We start from the raw sequence: 16,503 nt of genomic DNA, 5'->3' as shown, positions 1-16,503 counted from the left end.
CTCCGTGTCGGTCGTCCGTGCGCAACGGGGGGTTTGGCTACCCGTCGGTAACTAGTAACAACCGCGAGGTAGGGCCCGCTTTTCGAATTCACCACGTAAGGTCGGGCGCATGGGGTCTCATCCGTTCGTCACCGAATACCTGCGGCTCGGACTGGCTTTCGATCGGCTCGAATCCGGCTTCGTCGACGCCTACACCGGCGATCCGGCGCTGCGCCGCGAGATCGACAACGCCGCCGCGCCCGTACCCGCCGACCTGGTCCGGCGCGCCGTCGACCTGCGCGCGGCCCTGCCCGATGCCGGGCTCGCGCCCCAGCGCACCGAGTTCCTCGACGCCCACCTGGTGGCGATGGAGTGTTCGGCGCGCAAGTTCGCGGGTGAGGAGATCGGTTTCGTCGACGAGGTTCGCGCGTACTTCGACGTCGACATCACACCGGGCGACCCCGACGACTATCGCGAGGCGCACCGGCAGATGGACGAGGTGCTCGGCGGCGACGGACCGCTGGCCGAGCGGGTCGCAGCTTACCGGCGCGGTGACGAGATCCCGCCCGAGCGGCTGCCCGAATGCGTCGAAGCGTTCTCCAGCGCGCTGCGCGAACGGGTCCGCGCGCGGTACCCATTGCCCGACCACGAACACGTCACCTACGAGGTGGTCGGCGACAAACCGTGGTCCGGTTTCAACTACTACCTCGGCAACTACCGCTCGACGGTGGCCATCAACTCCGACCTCAAACAGCACATGGCGCACCTGCCCGCGCTCATCGCCCACGAGTCCTACCCCGGGCATCACACCGAGCACTGCCGCAAGGAGGCCGGGCTGGTCGCGGAGGGGGAGGACGAGCAGACGCTGTTCCTGGTCAACACCCCGCAGTGCCTGATGGCCGAGGGCCTGGCCGACCTCGCGCTGCAGTCGATCGTCGGGTCCGGCTGGGGTGTGTGGGCGCAGGAGATCTACGCCGACCTGGGGTTGCGTTTCGACGGCGAACGCGCCGAACGGTTCTCGGCCGCGTCGGCGAAACTGCTCAGCGTGCGCCAGGACGCGGCGCTGCTGCTGCACGACAAGCACCGCAGTCACGACGAGGTGGCGCAGTTCCTGCAGCGGTGGAGTCTTGCGACGCCGGAGCGGGCCCGTCAGTCGCTGCGGTTCCTGTCCTCACCGCTGTGGCGCGCCTACATCAGCACCTATGTGGAGGGCTACCGCCTGCTCGGCGGCTGGCTCGACGGCGCGGTCGATGCCCAGGACCGCATCGAACGGTTCGGGCGCCTGCTGGACGAACCGCTCACGCCGGGGGCGATCCGGCGCCTACTGGATGACGGCGCAACCGCCGGGATTCATCAGTGAGCAGATGAGGTAGCCCAGGTGCAGAAGTAGCGCCTCGATCGGGTTGGACGGAGCGACGGCCGGGGTGACGGGCAGCGTGTTCATACCTGTGTCATCGGTCACCCGCGAGCCGCGTGTTACCGGTGAAAAGCCTGTTCGACGGCTATCGAACCTGGTCAGGACGGTGTGAGCCGCGTCTCCCGGGTGGCGGGCGCGGCGCCGTTGCGCTATCCCCGTGCCGGGACGCCCGCGCCCGGGCCATAGACTGAGGGTCGTGACGCAGACGACCGCTTCGGTGAATACCCAGTCTCTCGGTGAGCTCGATCCCGAGTTGGCCGCCGCGATGGCGGGCGAGCTCGCCCGCGAGCGCGACACCCTCGAGATGATCGCTTCGGAGAACTTCGTGCCGCGCGCGGTCCTGCAGGCGCAGGGTTCCGTGCTCACCAACAAGTACGCCGAGGGCTACCCGGGCCGCCGCTACTACGGTGGCTGCGAGGCTGTCGACGTGGTGGAGACCCTGGCTCGCGACCGCGCCAAGGAACTCTTCGGCGCCGAGTTCGCCAATGTGCAGCCGCATTCCGGCGCGCAGGCCAACGCCGCGGTGCTGATGGCGCTGATGAACCCGGGCGAGACCCTGCTCGGCCTGGACCTCGCGCACGGCGGTCACCTCACCCACGGCATGCGCCTGAACTTCTCGGGCAAGCTCTACGACGTCCACTCCTACGGTGTGTCGAAGGAAGACCACCGCATCGACATGGACGAGGTGCGTGACATCGCGCTGAAGGCCAAGCCGAAGGTGATCGTCGCGGGCTGGTCGGCCTACCCGCGCCACCAGGACTTCGCTCGCTTCCGCGAGATCGCCGACGAGGTGGGCGCCTACCTGTGGGTCGACATGGCGCACTTCGCCGGCTTGGTCGCCGCCGGTCTGCACCCCTCACCGGTGCCGTATGCCGACGTGGTGTCCTCCACCGTGCACAAGACCCTCGGCGGCCCCCGCTCCGGTCTGATCCTGGCCAAGCAGGAATTCGCCAAGAAGCTCAACTCCGCGGTGTTCCCCGGTCAGCAGGGCGGCCCGCTCATGCACGTGATCGCCGCCAAGGCCGCCGCGTTCAAGATCGCCGCGACCGAGGAGTTCGCCGACCGTCAGGTCCGCACCCTCTCGGGTTCGCGCATCCTCGCCGAGCGTTTGACCGGCGCCGACGTCAAGGACAAGGGCGTCTCGGTCCTCACCGGCGGCACCGACGTGCACCTGGTCCTGGTCGACCTGCGCAACTCCGAGATCGACGGCCAGCAGGGCGAGGACCTCCTGCACGAGGTCGGCATCACCGTCAACCGCAACGCGGTCCCCTTCGACCCGCGCCCCCCGATGGTCACCTCCGGCCTGCGCATCGGCACCGCCGCCCTGGCCACCCGCGGCTTCGGCGACACCGAATTCACCGAGGTCGCCGACATCATCGCCGCCGCCCTCGCCGGCACCTCCGACACCGAGACCCTGCGTGGTCGCGTCTCCAAGCTCGCCCAGAGCGTCCCGCTCTACCAGGGCCTGGAAGACTGGCGCCTCCTCGGCTGATCCTCCGACCAGCCGAAACGCCCTCGCAGACCCCCGGTCTGCGAGGGCGTTCGTCTTTCACCACGAAACGATATGGCCGGCATGGAACCGTTGCGACCGGGTGTGCGTCCAACTGTATGAGCGCTTCAGGACTCCGTCAGATGGAAGGATTGCAGTGACCCGATATCGAAACCCCCGCTTCGACCCGGCCCCGCGAGACACCGAAGCCTCAGGGGCCTTGCGCGCCAAGATCGAGGCAGCCATCGATAGCGTCACAGATTCTCTCGCTCTACTGGACAGTCTGCGTGCCCCGGAAAGCCTCGAGGTAGGGCGCGGTTACACCGCCGACCGCGAGAATGCGATCCTGGACGCGCTCAGTCTCGCGCAGCACCACTTGGACCGCGCATCGAACGCTATCGGCACCCACTGGGACGAGTACCGCGTTCGCGGCGAAGCTGTATCTACTTCCGAAACCGGCGTTCGCTCGGCACATGCGAGCCTGGGTGGGGCCCCCGTCGCCGAGACAGAAAGGTCGGCGAAACCGAGAGCGATGGCGCTACCGAAAGAGTTTCCGCCCGTCGTCTATCTTCCGGTCTTGTCGGTTGTCCACCGAGTCGAGGATGCACAAATCTTGTTGCGCAAGACACGAGACGGCCGGATTGCTTGTTTGGCCTATTCGGCCCTGGACCGGCTGTATGAGTGCTGCGGGTCGGCTCAACCCTGGATGTGGGTGCCCACGATAGCATTGGACGGTCTCCAGCAGGAACAACCTTTCGAGCTGTTGATCCTGGATCTCCATATCCCGGAAGAGAATCGGGGGGCAGCGTAGACATGGCGGAGCTGTACGTCGACCAGAATGCGTTGGAAACGATTTCCCGGACGCTCGCAAATTCGAGTGTGGAACTCGATGGTACGAGCGATAAGGTCCCTGCTTCGTTTGATGCCGGTACAGTCACTCCGTCTGCGTTGGCTATTCTCTCCGTACTGCTGGAGAGTGCGGGAAACCTCGTTCTCGGAATGGGCGCCAGTGCTACTGCGGTGACTGAGGCTGCGACGAAATACAAGGAGCAGGATGACACAACTGCTGACGCCATCCTCCGGGAGAACTGGAAAGTCGTGTAAGCATGACGGTGAATACCAAGATCGATGGAGATCCGGCAAGCCTCCGCGCCGTGGCAGGTTGGCTGCGCGATACACTCGCGAACCAATTGGACATGTCAGCTACCGATCTCAACAGTGTCCGAATGTTGGCAGAGTCGGGCTGGGATGGAGAAGCGGGCGATGCTTTCACGGTCAAAGCCCGCGGCGCTTTCACTAAAACTGATGGTCTTGCCGACGAGGTGCGAACCTACGCTGCCCACTTCGACAGCTTGGCGGGCGATATTCAAACTGCGCAGACCGATATGGATAATATTCGTCGTGATGCTGCGGCCGCGGGGCTCACGGTCCGAGAACGGGTCGTTGAGAAGCCCAGCGACGATGATCCCGATATGATCGCCGCATACAACACTGCTGCTCTGGCTGCTGACGTTGTTCGGGAACGAGAAACGTTCTGGGGAAACACCTGGAAGAACATGCAAAATGATATCAAGGATAAATGGTTCCTTGTAGTCGGTGACCTCGTGGGCGGTGGCGCCGCTGCTCGAGCGGTCTTGAATTCGTCGATGCTGCGATCGACTGCCGCCCAGGCCTCGAGTGACGCCCTGAAGGCCTTGATCGAAGCCAAAAACGCGCCAGCTGGAACGCCGCGCGAGACGATCTACCGCGATATGGACTGGTCGCGGGAGCAGATGCAGAACGCGGGCAAGGCGCTGGACGATGCTGAGAAGGCGAAAGCGAACGGCAAGACGATCGGCCTCAAGGTCGGCGGGGCACTGGCGGTCGCGGGCATAGCCTACGACATCCATAACGGGAAGCCAGTCGAGCAGGCCGTCGTATCCGGGACAGCGGGATTCGCGGCCTCCGTCGCGGTCGGAGCGGCTGTCGGATCGATTGTGCCGGGGCCTGGTACCGCCGTCGGAGCACTGGCCGGCGCGGTCGTGGGTGCCGGCGCCGGTATCTTCACTTCCGGTGCAGTGGATTCTCTGTATACCGATGGACTCAGCGTGGGTGGTGCGGTAAACGGCGGCATCGATGCACTAGAGGCAACTGGAGACGCCATTGGCAGCGGAGTTTCGAAGGCGTGGAATGCGATCTTCTAACTATCGTAAAAAACCGGATCCATGGGTCTTGTCGGCTGCGCAAGCTCGTCGTTCGATCGTTTCGATCATGGGGATGGTCGTTCTCGTGGTGGGTCCCGCAGTGCTCGGTGTGGTGATGTGGCGTAGCGGTGATCCGACAGCGGTGTCCGTGGCGAAATATGTGGTGATTTTCGCCGCTGCCATGTTCTGTCTGCTGATTATGGCATCAGCCCCTTACCTGTCCATTGTGTTCCGGAACAAGCCACACCTGCGGCAGAGTGGTGGCGTGGTGGCAACTGTGCTGCCCGGGTCGAAGATATACTTCTGGGCATTCCAGGCGACTTGGCTGTGCTTTGCGCTGCTCTTTCTTCCTGCTGCTTACCAGGTGGCGGATGCCGGATTCGGGCAATACTGGCATCTGGTCGTAATTTTCGGCGGAATCGGCGCGTTTGCCACGATTCCTGTCGTGTTGTCCCTCATCGGTGCGATGCGACCTGATGATCTATGGCTGTCCCCCGAGGTGATTATTCACGAGGGTTGGAATTCACGGACGCAGTTGCTTTGGGACGACGTCAACAGAGTTCGCACATCTTTTGAGAGGTTGCCCATTATAGATATCGCCGGGATGGTCGGCGCGCGATGGCTGCACAAGTACAGAATTCCCTATTCGACCATTATGGGGCGGTCGAATCCGGCCTGGAACCTGGATCGACCCCCGCACACAGGTTGGATTGTGCTCGAGTGTCCCCGGTTTGCGTTGGAGAAGTCCTCGCTCTATAGATACCTGCAGTTCTATGCCGAGAACCCGAAGTCACGAACCGAGCTCGGTACACCCACCTCGCTGGATCGTTGGTCGACGTTTGTGGACGACGTATCTGCCTGACTGCTGTCTCACCGCGACCGCGACCGTGACCAGCAACCGGCCGTGGATCTCAACGGCTGGCAGAACGGGCAAGGTCTTGATCATGGCCTAGGCCGGGCTACCGCCGGGTGCGCTGATCGGACAACCGGTTGTCGGTTCTGTTGTCACCACTCACAGAAAAAGTTCCGAACGGTACACATCGGGGTGGGGATGGGGCATCGTCGAGTTGTATGGACTGTCGAGCTGAGTTGGCGCGCGAGGTGGGTGGGGCGGTGCCTGCCTTCGAGTTGCTCACCGAGGCCGAGGCCGGGGAGTTGTTGCGGCTGTTCCGGGGGGCTCGGGAGAACGAGCATCGGGCGTTGCATCGGGCTATCGATGCCGCGTTGTCGGCGATGCCCGCGCCGTTGCGTGGGGCTTCGCGGCGGATCATCTTCGGTGAGCGATGATCGAGACCGAACTCGAGGCGCAGACCCAGTTGGTGGTGCTGGCACGCACTTTGGGGGTTTCGCCGCAGCATCTGGCGCCGCTCACCCGGCTCGGCGCGGCGCATCTTTCCGCGATCCACCAGCAGATGTTGTCCGCCTTGCACGCCGAGCACGCGGACACCTTTCGCCGGGTCACCCCGGTGGTGCCGATTTTCCCGGTCGGTCTCGGGGTGGCGTTGTTCGAGCGGGTGGTGCCGCCGGTGCTCGCGGCCAGGTTTCTCGGTGCGGTCGGCATCCACTACCCGGAGAAGTGCGCGCAGGCGCTGTGCATGGTCGACGCCGTGTACGCGGCCGACGGTGCGCCGTATCTGGATCCGAACGTCTTCGAGCAGTTGATGCGGTACGGCAGGCCGGAGCCGATCACCTTCATCATCAACGAATTGCTGCGCCGCCGTGACTATGTGACCGCCGCCCGGTTCCTGTCCGTGGTGAACGAGCCGTTGATCGCGGCGCTGGAAGAGACCGTCCTCGACGACGCGGGCCTGGTCTACACCGCCGCCTACGCCTACCCCGCGCACACGCTCAGCCGGATCGTCCGGCAACTGCTCGCGGGCCCACGCGGCCGGGTGCCCGGCATGCTCCAGACGGTGTTGGCCGGTCCGCCCCCGCTGCACCATGCGATGCTCGCGCTGTTCTGCAAGGTCGAGCCCGAGGTCGCGGCCAAGCTGGGTGACATCTTCTTCGGGCGCGGCGCCGCGCACGAGATCGGCCGCTTCCTGCTGACCGCGGTCGACCGCAGCGCCTCGATCGCATTGCTCACCTTGATCGGGCGCCTCAATCCCGTTGCGCTGTGGGCATTGTCGACCAATCCCCAACTGGCCGACCCCGGCGTGCTGACCCGCTTGGTACGAGCCCTCGACGGCCGGACCGAAGCCGACCCGTGGCGTGGACTGTTCGCGCTGTCGGCCCGGCTGAGCGAACCGGCCCGCCGCCGGATCGCCGCCACGCTGGCCGAGCTCAGCCCCGCCTCCATCGCGGCGCTGCCCGCCCACGCCACCGACGCCACCTACTGGCCCGCCCTGCTGCAACTGCTCGCCGAGTCCGAGCCCGCGGCCCAGGCGCGGGTGGCCGGTATCTGGTCCCGCCTGCCACCGGAATGGCAGGCGGGCATCGACCGCCACATCCGCACCAACCGCTACGACACCCGCCTCGGCACCATCACGAACGCCTTGACCGAGTCGAGCGCCGAAGAGGTCTTCTTCCGTCGACGTCAGCAGATCCGGCAGCGCGGCGAAGGCGAGTTCGCCGCCTGGTGACGGCTCATTTCACGAGCGGAAGCAGGGCGCGACCGACCGCCTCGACCATGCCCGGCTCGTGGCCGTTGGCGACCATGTTCACGATGACTCCGTCGATGCCCTGATCGAGCACCCGGTCCTTGATCTGCTCGGCGACATCGTCCGGCGTGCCGACGAACTGGCGGTCGACGACGCTCTCGCGGCGCTCCGCCTCGCTCATCGCTGCCACGTCGATCCCGACCTGCGACATCATGTCGGCCTGGATCTTGCGGGCCCGGTCGCCGTCCTCGTCGGCGATGACGAACGCGAGGAAACTGGTCTCGAGGGTGGCGGGGTCACGATCGACTTCCGCGCATCGCTGTCGCAACGCGGCCACCTTGCGCGGCAGCTCCGAGGCGTTGCAGATGATGTTGAGGTGATCGCCGAAACGCGCGGCCAGGCCGAAGGTTTTCTTCTCCCCGCCGCCGCCGAGCAGGATCGGCAGGTCGTCGCGCAGGCGCGGCTCGTTGATCGCGTTCTCGGTGCGGTACCACTTGCCGTCGAAGGTGGGCCGCTGTCCGCGCAGCATGGGCGTGATGATCTGCAACGCCTCGTCGAGACGCTCGAAACGTTCGGTGAACGTGCCGAATTCGAAGCCGTACTGCTGGTGTTCGAGCTCGAACCAGCCTGCCCCGATGCCGAGCACCGCGCGTCCACCGCTGACCACGTCGAGGGTGGTCACCGTCTTGGCGAGCAGTGCCGGGTTGCGATAGGTGTTGCCGGTTACCAAGGCGGACAATTGGATTCGGTCGGTAGCCGTGGCCAGCGCCGAGAGCGCGGAGTACGCCTCGAGCATCGGTGCGTCGGGCGGGCCGATCAACGGCAGCTGATAGAAGTGGTCCATCACGAAGGCGGCGTCGAAGCCGGCCGCTTCCGCTTCCCTCGCCTGCGCGACGACCGTCGGGAACAGCTCGCCGATCGAGGCGGTGTTGCTGAAATTGGGCATCTGGTAACCGAGACGAATGCTCATGCGCCGAGCCTATGGCCTGGAGTGCACTCCAGGTCAAGCCCTGTTCCGGGCCGATCGCGAGTAGTCGACGAGGTCGACGTCGTTGGCTGCCTTGTCGCCGTACTTCAGCATCAGGCCGAAAAGGCGGGAGCCGAGGAACCAGTTGCGGGCCTTGATGCCGACCGCGGTTTTCGGGGCCAGAAATGGGCCGGTGTTGGAGTTCCCCGCGATTTTGGCGTAGCGCTTCATGATCCGGTTGTAGGCACGGTACGCCGCCTCGTGATCACCTGCGGCCGAGGCGAGTTCACCGGCGAGGACGTAGGCGCCGACGAGTGCGAGGCCGGTGCCGAAGCCGGCCAGGGTATTGCCGTAGGCGGCGTCACCGAGCAGGGCGACGCGGCCACGGGTGTAGGTGCCGTTCATCCGGACCTGGCTGATCGAGTCGAGGTAGACCTCGTCCAGCTCGTCGAGTTCGGCCAGCATGCGTGGGACGTGCCAGCCCACGTCGGCGAAAGCCATACGGACGATGCGACGTCGGGCCGATGTGTCGGTGCGCGAGTAGTCGAGTTCAGGGGAGGCGAACATGTACAGCTGCTGTGCTTTCGCGCCACCGTCGACGGCCAGTTTCCCTGGCACGTTGTGGGCGTATCCCTCGGCCCGCTCGCGCGGCGCCGACTTGTCGGCCCAGCGGCTCGCCCCTGCCACGCAGTAGTAGTAGCCGAGGTGGGTGACGAAGTCCGATTCCGGACCGAAGGCCAAACGTCGTACCCGCGAATGAATTCCATCCGCGCCGACCACGAGATCGAACGTGCGAGCCGCAGCGCTCTCGAACTCGACATGCACGCCGGAATCGGTCTCACGCAGCGCGGTGACGGTATCGCCGAAAACGTATTCCACTGTGTCCCTCGTCTGTTCGTACAAGACAGCGGCCAGGTCACCGCGCAGTATCTCGAGTGCGCCGCCGGTGAAATCGCCTGACAAGACAGCCAATTCATGGTCGTCGGCGTCGACGAAGACCAGGTCGGTGGTGCCGGTGCGGCGCGCACGCACCGCGTCGAGGATGCCCATTCGCTTCAGCACGTCCAAGTGGACGCCGTCCTTGAAGTCGACGGCCTGACCGCCGGGCCGCAACGCGGCGGCGCGCTCGACAACGGTGACGGCGAAGCCGTACCCATTCAGCCAGTAGGCGAGGGCAGGCCCGGCGATGCTCGCGCCGGAGATGAGGACGGTCTGGTCGGGCATGAAGCCTCCTCGGGTTCAGTTTCCGGCGTAATCTGTTTCCGTCGGACACAGAATAGAGTACGGAGGACACTGTTTATTCGTCAAGATCTGTTTCCGGTGGACGCAAATCGCCGGTATCCTGGGCGCGAAAGGAGGGCCGATGCCGTCACCGACCACCGTCGAGCTGCTGTGGGGCACCGCCCAGCGTCCGACCCGGGGGCCCAAACCCGCGCTCACCCTCGACCGGATCGTCGGCGAGGCGATCGAGCTGGCCGACGCCGAAGGGCTCGCCGCGCTCTCGATGCAGCGCCTGGCGCAGCGCCTCGGCTTCACCAAGATGTCGCTCTACCGGTACGTCCCCGGCAAGGAGCAACTGACGGCGCTCATGCTCGACGAAGCCATCGGCGAACCCCCGAAAATCTCAGCTGTGCAGCAGGATTGGCGAGCAGCGCTGAGAAGCTGGGCCAATGCCATCCATGACAGCTACCGCGCCCACCCCTGGACCATCGACCTCGCCCGTGGTCTTCGCCCCTTCGGCCCGAACGAAATGGCCTGGACCGAATCGGCGCTGACCGCACTGGCGAACACCGGGCTCAGCGGCCCGGAGCAGCTCGACACCATCGTCCTGCTCAACAGCCACGCTCGCGGCCTTGCCCAGCAGGTCCCGGCAGGCGAGCAGGCGGACCACTTCGCCGACCAGTTCACCAAGATGATGGCAGCTGCCGCCGAGCGCTACCCGCGGGCCCGCGCCGCGTTCGCCGAGGAAGCGGCCGCCGACGGCCGCGACAACACCCTCGAATTCGGCATCGACCGCATCCTCGACGGCATCGCCGCCCTGATCGATCGTCGCGCCGCTCTGGTCCACGAGCCGCCGAAGTCCTAGGCTCACACCATGACCGAGGAACTCCCCGAACCCGCCGTCACCGTGGTGCGCGAATTCTTCGCCGCGCTCGAGATCGACGCGGTCGACGAGGCGCTGGAACTCCTCGATCCGGAGATCGTCTGGAAGAACACCTCGCTGCCGACGATCCGGGGTAAGAAGCGGGTCGCCCAGGTGTTGCGCGGGCTGGACCGGCCCTCGCTCGGGTTCTGGGCCGAGATGCACCACATCGCCGCCGACGGCGACATCGTGCTCACCGACCGCACCGATTATCTGCGTTTCGGGCCGGTGCGCATCGGGTTCTGGGTCACCGGCACCTTCGAGATCCGCGCGGGCCGGATCGTGTTGTGGGACGACCACTTCAGCAAGGGCAACGTGCTGCGCGGCACGGTCGTCGGGGTGGCCAAGGCGCTCACCAGCCGCTGACCTACTGGTGTTTGCGTAGATAGTCCAGGTAGGTGGGGCGCAGGACTTCGGCGATCTTGCCGTCGCCCGCGTGGATGTAGTCGTCGAGCATCGGCAGCACGTACTTGATGTCGGCCTCGCTCTCACCCAGATCGCCCGCCTCGGCCTGGGCCGCGGGAATCGCCTTGAGCAGGTCCCACAGGAACTTCACATCGCCGCGCCGCACGGCCGTTTTCACCGCGCGATCGTGCAGTTCCTTCGACGACAGCTTTTCCAGATCCTGGTCATCGGCCATGCAACGACTGTAGCGCTCGACGCGCCGAACGGCGGCGACCATGCTGGTTAACCTCGAATTCACGGACACGTGGGCCGGACCGGCAGCGCCGTAGCGGGTTCGGCGGTAGCGTCGAAGATGCGGATCGCGTCGGTGTGATTCGTACGGGAGGTCCTGACCGTGACTGAGCTGCTCAGTACGAGGGGGCCGGCACCCGGCCCTCGTGGTGGTTGACAAACCACCTACAAGGACGGACCGGTCCAGCGAGATCGTTCGTGCGGGTGCCGTGCGAACACATAAGGAGCCCACCGTGACTGCTGCACGCTCCGTTTCCGCTCACGCGATGCACACGGCCTCGGCCTCGAAGAAAGGGGCTCGCCCCGCGCGTTCCGGTCTGAAAACTTTCGTCGTAGACACCTCTGTCCTGCTGTCCGACCCCTGGGCGGTGACCCGCTTCGGGGAACATCGGGTGGTCCTGCCGCTGGTCGTGATCAGCGAGCTGGAGGCCAAACGGCACCACCACGAGCTCGGCTGGTTCGCCAGGGAAGCTCTGCGCATGCTCGACGACCTGCGCATGCAGCACGGCAGGCTCGATCAGCCGCTGCCCATCGGCACCGATGGCGGCACCCTGCAGGTGGAGCTCAATCACACCGATGCTTCGGTCCTGCCCGCCGGATTCCGCTCCGAGACCAACGATTCCCGCATCCTGGCCTGCGCGCTGAACTTCTCCGCCGAGGGCGAGGACGTGGTGCTGGTGTCCAAGGACATCCCGTTGCGGGTGAAGGCCAGCGCGGTCGGCTTGGCGGCCGACGAATACCACGCCCAGGACGTGGTCACCTCCGGCTGGAGCGGCATGGTGGAACTCGATGTCGCGGGCTCCCAGATCGACCAGCTCTACAGCGAGTCGGTGATCGACCTCGACGAGGCACGGGAACTGCCCTGCCACACCGGAATCCGGTTGCTCGGCAGCAGCTCCAGCGCGCTCGGACGGGTCACCGCCGACAAGCGGGTGCAGCTGGTGCGCGAACGCGAGGCCTTCGGGTTGCACGGTCGCTCGGCCGAACAGCGCATCGCGCTCGACCTGCTGCTCGACGAGAGCATCGGCATCGTGTCGATGGGTGGCCGTGCCGGCACGGGTAAGTCGGCGCTCGCGCTGACCGCCGGGCTCGAGGCGGTGCTCGAGCGGCGCACCCAGCGCAAGGTGGTGGTGTTCCGCCCGCTGTACGCGGTGGGCGGGCAGGAACTCGGCTACCTGCCCGGTTCGGAGAGCGAGAAGATGGGCCCATGGGCCCAGGCGGTTTTCGACACGCTCGACGGGCTGGCCAGCCGCGAGGTGATGGACGAGGTGCTCAGCCGCGACATGCTCGAGGTGCTGCCGCTGACCCACATCCGTGGCCGGTCGCTGCACGATTCGTTCGTGATCGTCGACGAGGCGCAGTCGCTGGAACGCAATGTGCTGCTCACCGTGTTGAGCCGGCTCGGGACCGGATCGCGGGTGGTGCTCACCCATGATGTGGCCCAGCGTGACAATCTGCGCGTCGGCAGGCACGACGGTGTGGCCGCGGTGATCGAAAAGCTCAAGGGGCACCCGCTTTTCGCGCACATCACGCTGACCCGCAGTGAACGGTCGCCGATCGCGGCGCTCGTCACCGAAATGCTCGAGGAGTACGGTCCCAACGCGTAATCGGGCAATCGGGCCGCGTCACCGGTCCGAATCCGTTTGATATCGGCGAACTGTGGGTATTATCCGCGGCGACACCTTTCCAGCAACGGCTCGGCGAACACTGTTCTGCCGGGCCGTTGCGGATGTCGGCCAGGCTCCATGTCCGGGGCGGTGCCCCCGGGGGGCCACTCGCGAGAGGATGGATATGAACCACTTCGCTCGACGTACCGCCGCCGGAGGCGCCGCCTTGGTCGCCGCGACCGGACTGCTGCTCGCCGCGGGTTGCGGCGACGACGACAAGGACAAGGTCGATTCGGCCGTCTCCAGCGTGATCACCACCCTGCCCGGCGGGGCGGGTTCGGAGACCACCACCGACCACGCCGATCACACCGACGGCTCGGCGACGGCCACCACCGGGGCCGGGGAGGGCACCGGAAGCGCCACCTCCACCGCGACCGCCGCGGGTGAATCGACCACCATCTCCGGCCCCAACGGCGACATCACCGTCTCCGGCGAGGTCTACAAGAAGTACGTCGCGGCGGGCGGCGCCGCCAGCCCGCTCGGCGCACCGGAGGAAGCGCAGGAATCGGGCCCCAACGGCGGCCAGTACCAGGACTTCGAGGGCGGAACCGTCTACTGGAGCCCCGAGACCGGCGCCCACATCGTGTGGGGCGAGATCCGTGAGGCCTGGGAGGAGAACGGCGGCGCCAACGGCACCCTCGGCTACCCGACCAGCGACGAGAAGGACATCCCCGGCGGCAAGCAGAGCGACTTCACCGGCGGAACCATCACCTGGGTCGGCGGCCAGACCACCGTCACCCCGAAGTAATCGCGCCGCGGCGCGGGGGCCGGTTCACCCCTTAGGTCCCCGCGCCCGACGGCGAAGTACTAGGTTGGCTGCGTGCAGAAAACTTTGACCGACCGCGAACTGCTGGACGCGCTCGCCGATGTGGTGGAAACGAACCTGAACCGGCACATCGAAGCGGCCGAGGGTTGGCAACCGCACGACCTCGTGCCGTGGTCGGACGGGCGCAACTTCGCCTTCCTCGGCGGCACCGATTGGGCGCCGGACCAGTCCGATCTCAGTGAGACCGCCAAGCTGGCGCTCACGGTGAGCGTGCTCGTCGCCGACAATCTGCCCTCTTACCACCGGGAGCTGGGCAAATACCTGCGCACCGGGCCGTGGTGGCGCTGGGTCGGCCGGTGGACCGCCGAGGAGAACCGCCACGAGATCATGCTCCGCAACTACCTGATGCTCACCCGCGCGGTCGACCCCGTCGCGCTGGAGCGGGCGCGGATGGCGCACATGACCGCCGGCTTCAACCGGCCGCCGCTGCACCTCATCGACGTGCTCGCCACCTGCGCCTTCGAAGAGGCCGCGGCCGCCATCCGGCACCGCAACACCGCCGCCCTCGGTGAGAACCCGATCGTCACCGCGATGGCCGAGAAGCTGGCCGTCGACGACGAACTGCAGGCCGAGTTCTTCGCCGAGCTCGTCTCCGCCGCGCTGGATCTGGTCCCCGATCAGGGTGCGCGCGCGATCGCCGACCAGGTGGCGGCCTTCCGGGTGCCGCAGGTCGACCTGCCCGGCGGCGGTTCCAGCGACGAAGCCCTGGCCGCAGCGGGCATCTACGACCCCGCCAAGGAAGGTGAGCTGGTGTTCAAGCCGCTGCTGCAGCGCTGGAACATCTTCACCCGCACCGACCTCGGCGAAGAAGGCGAGAAAGCCCGCGCCGAATTGGCGCACCTCGCCTGATCTGTTCACACGACGGCCGCCACCTTCCGAGGTGGCGGCCGTCGTGCTGTCTCAGGACTTCCGGTCGACGTTGGTCATCGCGAGCACGTCGAGCTTCTGATCGAGTTCCTCGACGCTGAGCTTGTCCGGGGTGAGGCCACGGTCGATCACGGTCTGGCGGATCGTCTTCTTCTCCCGCAGCGCCTGTTTGGCGACCGCGGCCGCTTCCTCGTAGCCGATGGCCGAGTTCAGCGGCGTGACGATCGACGGCGACGATTCGGCGAGCGTGCGCAGATGCTCCTCGTTGGCGACCAGGCCTGCCACGCACTTGTCGGCGAACAGCCGGGAGACGTTGGCCAGCAAGCGAATCGACTCGAGCAGGTTGCGCGCCATCACCGGGATGTAGACATTGAGCTCGAACGCACCGCTCGCGCCACCGAAGGCGATCGCCGCGTCGTTGCCGACCACCTGTACCGCCACCTGCGTAACCGCTTCGGGCAGTACGGGATTCACCTTGCCGGGCATGATCGAACTGCCCGGCTGCAGGTCGGGGAGCTGCAGTTCGCCGAGGCCGGTGAGCGGGCCCGAACCCATCCAGCGGATGTCGTTGGCGATCTTGGTGAGACTCACCGCGATGGTGCGCAGCGCACCCGAGGCCTCGACGAGTCCGTCGCGGGCGGCCTGGGCCTCGAAGTGATCGCGCGCCTCGCGCAGGGCGTCGATCTCGGTGGCGCGCACCAGTTCCGCGACGACCTTCGCCCCGAATCCGGCGGGCGCGTTGAGGCCGGTGCCGACCGCGGTGCCACCGATGGGCAGCTCACCCAGGCGCGGAAGCGTGGCCATGATGCGCTCGATGCCCGCCTGGATCTGGCGGGTGTACCCGCCGAACTCCTGGCCGAGCGTCACCGGCACCGCGTCCATCAGGTGGGTGCGGCCGGACTTCACCACCGTGTGCCACTGCTGCGACTTGTCCAGCAGTGCGAGACGCAGATGTTCCAGTGCGGGAACAAGTTCCGCGATCACGGCCTCGGTGGCGGCCAGATGGGTGGCGGTGGGGAAGGTGTCGTTGGACGACTGCGACATGTTCACGTCGTCGTTGGGGTGCACGGTGACGCCGTTACGGGCCGCGATCGAGGCGATCACCTCGTTGGCGTTCATGTTCGAACTGGTACCCGAACCGGTCTGGAACACATCGATCGGGAACTGGTCGTCGTGACGGCCGTCGGCGATCTCGTTCGCCGCCGCGATGATCGCCTCGGCCTTCACCGGATCCAGCAGCCCGAGATCCTTGTTCACCTGGGCGCACGCGGCTTTCAGCAGCCCGAGCGCCCGAATCTGTGCCCGCTCGAGCCCGCGCCCACTGATCGGGAAGTTCTCCACCGCCCGCTGCGTCTGCGCCCGCCACAGGGCGTCGACGGGGACGCGAACCTCCCCCATGGTGTCGTGCTCGATGCGGTACTGCGCGTCGTCGTCAGCCATACCTCGACACTAGGACGAGAACCCAGGGAATGGGGCTCCCACACCCGCGCAATATCCCACACTGTCCCGCGGAATAACCGAGCCACGCAGTCAGCCATGACCACACCCCCCAGCCACCACATCCCGACCTCGAGGAGGGATCGCCGCGCAGCGGCGGTCGGCGGCCGTCCCGGCGATCAGGCGCCGTTGCGTAGGCGACGAAGGAGCAAGCAACGGTGCCTGATCGCCG

17 protein-coding genes are annotated in these 16,503 nt (G+C 66.3%); 13 read left to right on the top strand and 4 right to left on the bottom strand.

Translation table 11 applies throughout. The annotated features are described in order from the left end of the window. Positions 1–109: 109 nt before the first annotated feature. The 8 genes from ACWEVR_RS23265 (at position 110) to ACWEVR_RS23230 (ending at position 7,650) form a co-directional block, all read left to right on the top strand. Positions 110–1,339 carry a DUF885 domain-containing protein gene (locus ACWEVR_RS23265; RefSeq protein ID WP_452468702.1) on the top strand — a complete coding sequence of 410 codons (1,230 nt, stop codon included), beginning with the start codon at positions 110–112 and terminating at the stop codon, positions 1,337–1,339. Between the two features lie 253 nt (positions 1,340–1,592). Then, on the top strand, positions 1,593–2,888 hold the full coding sequence (glyA, locus tag ACWEVR_RS23260; RefSeq protein WP_452468701.1) for a serine hydroxymethyltransferase: 1,296 nt from the start codon (positions 1,593–1,595) through the stop codon (positions 2,886–2,888). Positions 2,889–3,105: 217 nt separating this feature from the next. Next, positions 3,106–3,696 (top strand): SAV_915 family protein, encoded by a 591-nt coding sequence (locus ACWEVR_RS23255; RefSeq protein ID WP_452468700.1) that lies wholly within the window; start codon positions 3,106–3,108, stop codon positions 3,694–3,696. Between the two features lie 2 nt (positions 3,697–3,698). After that, positions 3,699–3,989 carry a hypothetical protein gene (locus ACWEVR_RS23250; protein ID WP_067485660.1) on the top strand — a complete coding sequence of 97 codons (291 nt, stop codon included), beginning with the start codon at positions 3,699–3,701 and terminating at the stop codon, positions 3,987–3,989. 2 nt (positions 3,990–3,991) lie between these two features. After that, positions 3,992–5,068, top strand: a complete 1,077-nt coding sequence (locus ACWEVR_RS23245) for a hypothetical protein (RefSeq protein WP_452468699.1) — start codon at positions 3,992–3,994, stop codon at positions 5,066–5,068. Then, positions 5,055–5,930, top strand: coding sequence for a hypothetical protein (locus ACWEVR_RS23240; protein ID WP_452468698.1), 876 nt, complete (start codon positions 5,055–5,057; stop codon positions 5,928–5,930). The genes ACWEVR_RS23245 and ACWEVR_RS23240 overlap by 14 nt, the downstream gene beginning before the upstream one ends. A gap of 209 nt (positions 5,931–6,139) precedes the next feature. Continuing rightward, a complete protein-coding gene (locus ACWEVR_RS23235) occupies positions 6,140–6,355 on the top strand; it encodes a hypothetical protein (protein WP_452468697.1) in 216 nt (71 codons plus the stop codon). Next, positions 6,352–7,650, top strand: a complete 1,299-nt coding sequence (locus ACWEVR_RS23230; RefSeq protein WP_452468696.1) for a hypothetical protein — start codon at positions 6,352–6,354, stop codon at positions 7,648–7,650. Before ACWEVR_RS23235 ends, ACWEVR_RS23230 begins: the two co-directional genes overlap by 4 nt. A 4-nt stretch (positions 7,651–7,654) precedes the next feature. Here ACWEVR_RS23230 and ACWEVR_RS23225 read toward each other — a convergent pair whose 3' ends face one another. Both ACWEVR_RS23225 and ACWEVR_RS23220 read right to left on the bottom strand, forming a co-directional pair. Next, positions 7,655–8,638 carry an LLM class F420-dependent oxidoreductase gene (locus tag ACWEVR_RS23225; protein ID WP_452468695.1) on the bottom strand — a complete coding sequence of 328 codons (984 nt, stop codon included), beginning with the start codon at positions 8,636–8,638 and terminating at the stop codon, positions 7,655–7,657. A 33-nt stretch (positions 8,639–8,671) separates the two neighbouring features. Continuing rightward, positions 8,672–9,859, bottom strand: coding sequence for an FAD-dependent monooxygenase (locus ACWEVR_RS23220; protein ID WP_452468694.1), 1,188 nt, complete (start codon positions 9,857–9,859; stop codon positions 8,672–8,674). 139 nt (positions 9,860–9,998) lie between these two features. Between ACWEVR_RS23220 and ACWEVR_RS23215 the strand changes: the two genes are divergently transcribed. Both ACWEVR_RS23215 and ACWEVR_RS23210 read left to right on the top strand, forming a co-directional pair. Beyond that, entirely contained in the window at positions 9,999–10,721 is a 723-nt protein-coding gene (locus ACWEVR_RS23215; RefSeq protein ID WP_452468693.1) for a TetR/AcrR family transcriptional regulator, read from the top strand. A 9-nt stretch (positions 10,722–10,730) separates the two neighbouring features. Then, entirely contained in the window at positions 10,731–11,144 is a 414-nt protein-coding gene (locus ACWEVR_RS23210; protein ID WP_452468692.1) for a limonene-1,2-epoxide hydrolase family protein, read from the top strand. A 1-nt stretch (position 11,145) separates the two neighbouring features. Here the strand turns inward: ACWEVR_RS23210 and ACWEVR_RS23205 are convergent, their stop codons facing one another. Then, positions 11,146–11,418 carry a hypothetical protein gene (locus ACWEVR_RS23205; RefSeq protein ID WP_067485986.1) on the bottom strand — a complete coding sequence of 91 codons (273 nt, stop codon included), beginning with the start codon at positions 11,416–11,418 and terminating at the stop codon, positions 11,146–11,148. A gap of 289 nt (positions 11,419–11,707) precedes the next feature. Here ACWEVR_RS23205 and ACWEVR_RS23200 point away from each other — a divergent pair, with 289 nt between their 5' ends. The 3 genes from ACWEVR_RS23200 (at position 11,708) to ACWEVR_RS23190 (ending at position 14,816) form a co-directional block, all read left to right on the top strand. Continuing rightward, on the top strand, positions 11,708–13,081 hold the full coding sequence (locus tag ACWEVR_RS23200; protein WP_067485988.1) for a PhoH family protein: 1,374 nt from the start codon (positions 11,708–11,710) through the stop codon (positions 13,079–13,081). Positions 13,082–13,265: 184 nt separating this feature from the next. After that, positions 13,266–13,889 (top strand): LGFP repeat-containing protein, encoded by a 624-nt coding sequence (locus ACWEVR_RS23195; RefSeq protein WP_357147795.1) that lies wholly within the window; start codon positions 13,266–13,268, stop codon positions 13,887–13,889. Positions 13,890–13,961: 72 nt separating this feature from the next. Beyond that, complete coding sequence (locus tag ACWEVR_RS23190) at positions 13,962–14,816, top strand: acyl-ACP desaturase (RefSeq protein WP_452468691.1); 855 nt, start codon at positions 13,962–13,964, stop codon at positions 14,814–14,816. 51 nt (positions 14,817–14,867) lie between these two features. Here ACWEVR_RS23190 and ACWEVR_RS23185 read toward each other — a convergent pair whose 3' ends face one another. Then, the gene (locus tag ACWEVR_RS23185; RefSeq protein ID WP_181696588.1) at positions 14,868–16,274 is read right to left on the bottom strand and encodes a class II fumarate hydratase; all 1,407 of its coding nucleotides are present in this window, start codon (positions 16,272–16,274) and stop codon (positions 14,868–14,870) included. Positions 16,275–16,503 lie beyond the last annotated feature (229 nt).

The sequence above is a fragment of the Nocardia sp. NPDC003979 genome (assembly GCF_053605015.1).
The sequence above is the reverse complement of the archived record's forward strand: the minus strand, read 5'-3'. Positions and strand labels throughout refer to the sequence as shown.